The sequence below is a fragment of the Cellulomonas algicola genome, assembly GCF_003851725.1.
In the GTDB taxonomy this organism is placed as follows: Bacteria; Actinomycetota; Actinomycetes; order Actinomycetales; family Cellulomonadaceae; genus Cellulomonas; species Cellulomonas algicola.
The window spans coordinates 1-5,334 of record NZ_BHYL01000411.1; the positions used below are offsets into that span (position 1 = coordinate 1).

At 75.9% G+C, this 5,334-nt stretch carries 5 protein-coding genes and 1 pseudogene; 4 read left to right on the plus strand and 2 right to left on the minus strand.

Features of this window, described 5'->3' with window-relative positions:
- The first annotated feature begins 143 nt into the window (after positions 1-143).
- The 3 genes from gtfA to CTKZ_RS20115 all read left to right on the plus strand — a co-directional run bounded on the left by gtfA (position 144) and on the right by CTKZ_RS20115 (position 3,078).
- Positions 144-1,649 (plus strand): sucrose phosphorylase, encoded by a 1,506-nt coding sequence (gene gtfA, locus CTKZ_RS20105; RefSeq protein WP_200829850.1) that lies wholly within the window; start codon positions 144-146, stop codon positions 1,647-1,649.
- Positions 1,650-1,737: 88 nt separating this feature from the next.
- Positions 1,738-2,055, plus strand: coding sequence for a hypothetical protein (locus CTKZ_RS20110; RefSeq protein ID WP_124344571.1), 318 nt, complete (start codon positions 1,738-1,740; stop codon positions 2,053-2,055).
- A 147-nt stretch (positions 2,056-2,202) separates the two neighbouring features.
- Complete coding sequence (locus CTKZ_RS20115; RefSeq protein ID WP_124344572.1) at positions 2,203-3,078, plus strand: universal stress protein; 876 nt, start codon at positions 2,203-2,205, stop codon at positions 3,076-3,078.
- Between the two features lie 151 nt (positions 3,079-3,229).
- Here the strand turns inward: CTKZ_RS20115 and CTKZ_RS20120 are convergent, their stop codons facing one another.
- Complete coding sequence (locus tag CTKZ_RS20120) at positions 3,230-3,502, minus strand: dsRBD fold-containing protein (RefSeq protein ID WP_124344573.1); 273 nt, start codon at positions 3,500-3,502, stop codon at positions 3,230-3,232.
- Positions 3,503-3,602: 100 nt separating this feature from the next.
- Complete coding sequence (locus CTKZ_RS20125) at positions 3,603-4,934, minus strand: vWA domain-containing protein (RefSeq protein WP_235843579.1); 1,332 nt, start codon at positions 4,932-4,934, stop codon at positions 3,603-3,605.
- Between the two features lie 138 nt (positions 4,935-5,072).
- On the opposite strand from CTKZ_RS20125, the pseudogene CTKZ_RS20130 reads away from it, so the two are divergent.
- A pseudogene (locus CTKZ_RS20130) lies at positions 5,073-5,334 on the plus strand (GNAT family N-acetyltransferase); the annotation flags it as partial.

The following is a 5,334-nucleotide window of genomic DNA, read 5'->3' on the forward strand; positions in this document are numbered from 1 at the left end:
GCGCGCGACACGCCAGGCCCGCGATGCGCCGCGCGTGCGACGCGCCGGGCGTGCGAGCGCGGCGCACCCGCGGGACGCTCGACCCGAGGCCGGTCACGCGGCACCGTCGCCGCGCGGCCGACGGCCCGGCCCAGGAGGACGCCATGGCGCTGCGCGACCAGGTCCAGCTCATCACCTACGCCGACCGCCTCGCGGGCGACCTGCCCGGCCTCGCCCGGCTCCTGCGCTCCCCCGAGCTCGCCGGCGTGTTCGGCGGCGTGCACGTCCTGCCGTTCTTCACGCCCTTCGACGGCGCCGACGCGGGCTTCGACCCCGTCGACCACACCCACGTCGACCCGCGGCTCGGCACCTGGGACGACGTGCGCGACCTCGCGCGGACGCACGACGTCGTCGTCGACCTCATCGTCAACCACGTCTCGGCCGACTCCCCCGCGTTCCGCGACGTCCGCGAGCGCGGTGACGCGTCCCCGCACGCGTCGATGTTCCTCACGATGTCGTCGGTGTTCCCGGGCGGCGCGACGGAGGCCGACCTGACGCGGATCTACCGGCCACGGCCGGGCCTGCCGTTCACGCCCGTGCGGCTCGGGGACCGGTGGCGGTACGTGTGGACGACGTTCACGCCGCAGCAGGTCGACATCGACGTGCACGCGGACGCGGGTCGCGCGTACCTGACGTCGATCCTGGACGCGGTCGCGGGGGCGGGCGTGCGCCTGGTGCGGCTGGACGCGGTCGGGTACGCGGTGAAGACGCCGGGCACGACGTGCTTCATGACGCCGGAGACGTTCGCGTTCATCGAGGACTTCACGGCGCGGGCGCGCGAGCGCGGCGTGGACGTGCTGGTCGAGGTGCACGCCTACTACGAGCGGCAGGTGCAGATCGGGCGGTCGGTGGACCTGGTGTACGACTTCGCGCTGCCGCCGCTGGTGCTGCACGCGCTGTACACGGGCGACGGTGCGGCGCTGGTGCGGTGGCTGGGGATGCGGCCGGCGAACGCGGTGACGGTCCTGGACACGCACGACGGGATCGGGGTGATCGACGTCGGGCGGGACCAGACGGTCGAGCCGGGCGAGCCCGAGCGGCCGGGGCTGCTGACGCCGTCGCAGGTCGACGAGCTCGTCGAGGGGATCCACGCGCGCACGGGTGGTGCGTCGGCGCGGGCCACGGGCGCGGCGGCGTCGAACCTCGACCTGTACCAGGTGAACTCGACGTTCTACGACGCGCTCGGGCGCGACGACGCGCGGTACCTGGCGGCGCGTGCGGTGCAGCTGTTCACGCCGGGGATCCCGCAGGTGTACTACGTGGGCGCGCTGGCGGGCGGGAACGACGTGGACCTGCTGGAGCGAACCGGCGTCGGGCGGGACGTGAACCGGCACCGCTACACGCCCGACGAGGTCGCGGCCGCGCTCGTCCGGCCGGTGGTGCGGGCGCTGCTCGCGTTGTGCCGGTTCCGCAACACCCATCCCGCGTTCGGCGGTGGGGTCGAGGTCGGTCTCGCCGGGTCACTGTTGTCGCTCACCCGACGCGCGGGGACCGCGGTGGCGTCGCTCGACGTGGACCTCGCGACGGGCGCGGCGCACGTGACGTGGACGGGCGCCGACGGCGCGACGGGCACGTGCGACGACCTGCTCGACCTCCCCGGCACGTGGTGACGGGCGCGAGGTCACCCGCCGGGGACCTTCGCCCCTCGTCACGCGTGCGTCGGCGCGGTGCGCTGGGACCAGGAGGGCGGTGCGGACCATGACGACGCACGGGAGCCGCGACAGGCACGACGCGCACGAGAGGCACGACGAGCACGAGGTGCAGGACGCCCGCGACGCGCCGTCGCTCGTCGCGTCGCACGACGCGCTCGTCGCCGCGCGGCGCGCGCAGGAGCGGCTCTGCGCGACCCTCCGCGGGCGGCCCGGCGTGTGCGGTGTCGACCTGACGCGCCGGTGCGGCGGGTACGCGCTGCGCGTCAACGTCGTGCACCCCGGCGTCCGCGTGCCCGCCGTGGTCGAGGGCGTGCCGGTCGAGGTCCGCACCACGGGTCGGCTCACGGCGCACCCCGGCCGCTGAGCCCCTCCGCCGCAGCGCGCGGCCCGGCCACATTCGGGACCCAGGTCCCGGGTCGCGAGGGCCCGCACGGCGGAGCCTGGAAGGGACGCGGCGTCGAGGCCGACGCACAGCCGGCCCCCAGCCGCCGCCGGAGCGGAGGAGGCAGCGATGCGTGCCGACGGACCGGTGGTCGTCGCCCTGGACGGCTCACCGCACAGCGCACTGACCCTCGACTGGGCGGTCCACGAGGCCGAGCGGCGGCACGCCGCGCTCCTGCTGGTGCGCGTGCTCGACGACTCCTGGCAGACGATGGCGTGGAGCTGGTACCCGGTCGTCGACACCCACGACCTCGGGACCGAGGTCAAGGAGTACCTGGACGAGCAGGCGCGCCTGGTCGAGGAGCGCCATCCCGGCCTGCCGGTCGAGACGCGGGCGCTGCACGGCCGCGTCGTCCCGTCCCTGCGCGACGTCAGCGCCGACGCCGCGCTGCTCGTCGTCGGTGCGCGCGTGCGGAGCAGCGGCGCGCGCACCGGGTCGACGGGCGTGCACGTCGCCGCGCACGCGCAGTGCCCGGTCGCGGTCGTCCGCTCCGGCCCCGGTCACCCGACGGCGGTCGACGCGGCGGTCGTCGTCGGCGTCGACGGGTCGTCCGCGTCGCTCGTCGCCGCCCGGCTCGCCGCCCGCGAGGCCACGCTGCTCGGCCGGCCCCTGCGGATCGTGCACGCGCGGCCGACGATCCCCGACCCGTTCGGGCGCGGCAGCCTCCCGCCCGTCGCGACCGACGACGAGGAGCACCCGACGCACCGCGCGGCGACGTCCGTGACGGACGCGCTGCGCGCGGAGAACGACGGGCTGGAGGTCGAGCTCGCGCTCGTCGACGACGACCCGGCCGACGCCCTCGTGCATCTCGGCACGGGTGCCGCGCTGCTCGTCGTCGGGTCGCGCGGCCTCGGGAGCTTCCGCGGGATGCTGCTCGGCTCCGTCAGCGGCGCGGTCCTCCGCGAGGCGACGGTGCCGGTGGTCGTCGTGCACGACGACGGCTGACGGACGATCACGGGGTGGTCGGCGCCGGTGAGCCGCAGGTGGCGGGCCGCTCCCCGCGGCGTCGGTCGGTCCGTGGACGATCGCCACGGACCGGCGGACGCCGGCAGACGAGGACCCGGGGTCACAGGCCCCGGGTCCTCGCACGTGCGGGTCAGCAGGCCGTCGCGAGCTCCTCGCGCTCGAGCCCGGACCGCTCGCCGGCCTCGAGCGTGAGCCGGCGCGCGAGGTCGCGCAGCGCACCCGCGACCGCGAGCGCGTGCCTCGCCGTGGTGTCGTCCGTCTCCCCCGGCACGCGCGCGCGGCCGTAGCCGTCGAGCGTCGTGCCGTCGGCGCTCGCGAGCACGGCGTGGGCCTGCGTGAGGGGTCCGCGGGCGGCGTCGGGGGTCTCGACCAGGTAGACCGTCACGTCCCAGGGGTGCGACATGGTCCGCTCCTCTCCGTCGGCGGGCGCCGCCGGGTGGTGCCGGGCGACGACTCCATCGTCCCGCGGAGGTGAGGGCGGGCGGTGGTCCGGAGGTCCCGGGTCAGCGGCCTGCCGCGACGCGCGCCGGGTGACCGGCCGGGTAGTAGGCGCGGACCCAGTCGGGGAACTCCTGCACGAGCCGGTCGTAGAGCGTGGAGTCGGGGACGGCGTCGATGTCGTCGAGCGCGAAGAACCCCGTGTTGTCGACGGTGCGGCCGCGCAGGTCGTCGAGCTTGGCGAGGATGCCGTAGTTCGAGCGGCCCAGGCCGATGAACTGCCAGAACACCGGGGACGGGACGGCGGCGCGGATCGCGGCCTCGGTGCCGCGGTTGTCGGTGACGCCACCGTCGTGGAAGAACAGCACGAGCGTCGGAACGTCGGCGGGCTGCGTGGCGACGTAGCGCAGGACCTCGTCGATGACGGCGCGCTCGTTGTTGACGCCGCCGGCCTCGACGGGCCGCCGGCCGGTCCAGCGCTCGAGCCACTGCGGGAGGTCGCCGACCTGGAGGTCGTCGACGCGCACGCCGCGTGCGCCCATGAGGAACATCTGCATCTCGGCGTCGTCGTCGAGGGCGGCGGCGACGGGCATGATCCGCTCGACGGCGCGCGTGAACACGCCGCGCCGGTAGAGCCCGGCGGTGGAGCCGGAGACGTCGAGCACGCCGATGACACGCGCGCGCAGGCCGGCGGCGCCCTTCTTCTCGAGCGAGACGGTGACGAGCCTCTTGCGCAGGTCGAGCGTCTCGCGCATGGGCGCGGGGAGCTTCTCGGCGCCCTTGGTCAGCGACACGGGCGGCTCGGGTGCGGGTGCGGGCGTGGCCGCAGGCGGAGGCGGGGGTGCAGGCGTCGCGGGCGTCGCGGGGTCGTCGGCGACGTCGACGCCGAAGTCCCGGGCGAGCCCTGCGAGCCCGTCGGCGTACCCCTGCCCGACGGCCCGCACCTTCCACGCACCCCCGCGGAGGTACACCTCGCACAGCACGAGCGCGGTCTCGGTCGACAGCCCCTCGGGCGCGTACCGCGCGGCGAACGGCCCGGACGTGAGCGTGACGGCCACGCCGCCGACCGTGGCGAACGTCTGCCCGTCGGTCGCGGGCGACGCCACGAGCACGACGCGCTCGGCGCCGGGGCGCAGCGACCCGAGCGTCAGGTCGAGCGTGCTGCCCGTCAGGCGGGCGCCGGGTGCGGTGGTCTGGTTGAAGAACACCATGTCGGCGTCGCTGCTGACCGTGCCGGACGCGCCGAGCACCAGGGCGGTGAGGTCGACCGCGCCGGTGACCTCGACCCGGACGGTCGTGTCGGGCAGCGGCGCGTTCTGGCCGGCGGACAGCGGGGTGACGGACATGGGGTCCTCTCGGTCGTCGACGACGGTGCGCTGCCGCACCAGCGGGGGCACGACCGAGGGTAGGGGGCGTGGGCGGTCTCACTGCGCGGGACGGGCGGGGAAGGTCCACGACGGTGCCGGTGTTCGGGCGTACGGTCCTGCGCGCGCACGTCCGGACGCGAGCCCGGACCACGACGAAGGGACACATCCGTGACGGTCGGGTCGACGACTTCCCCGCTGGCCGACGAGCACGTGCTCGACAACGCCGCCTGGCACTCGCTGGTCGGGCGGCACGCCGCCCTGTCGGAGGGCAACGAGCTCGCGCGCCGCTTCCTGCCGGACGTGTCGATCTTCGCGGCCGTGCGGTCGTGGGAGCACCCCGACGTGTGGGACGCGGTCCTCGACCTCGTCGGGCCCGGCGCGCTGTTCCCGTTCTCCGGGTCCGAGGCGACGCTGCCCGCGGGCTGGGAGG

Bases quoted from the DNA above. Each gene is read 5' to 3' on its own strand.
- gtfA (WP_200829850.1), top strand. From the start codon at position 144: ATGGCGCTGCGCGACCAGGTCCAGCTCATCACCTACGCCGACCGCCTC.
- CTKZ_RS20110 (WP_124344571.1), top strand. From the start codon at position 1,738: ATGACGACGCACGGGAGCCGCGACAGGCACGACGCGCACGAGAGGCAC.
- CTKZ_RS20115 (WP_124344572.1), top strand. From the start codon at position 2,203: ATGCGTGCCGACGGACCGGTGGTCGTCGCCCTGGACGGCTCACCGCAC.
- CTKZ_RS20120 (WP_124344573.1), bottom strand. From the start codon at position 3,502: ATGTCGCACCCCTGGGACGTGACGGTCTACCTGGTCGAGACCCCCGAC.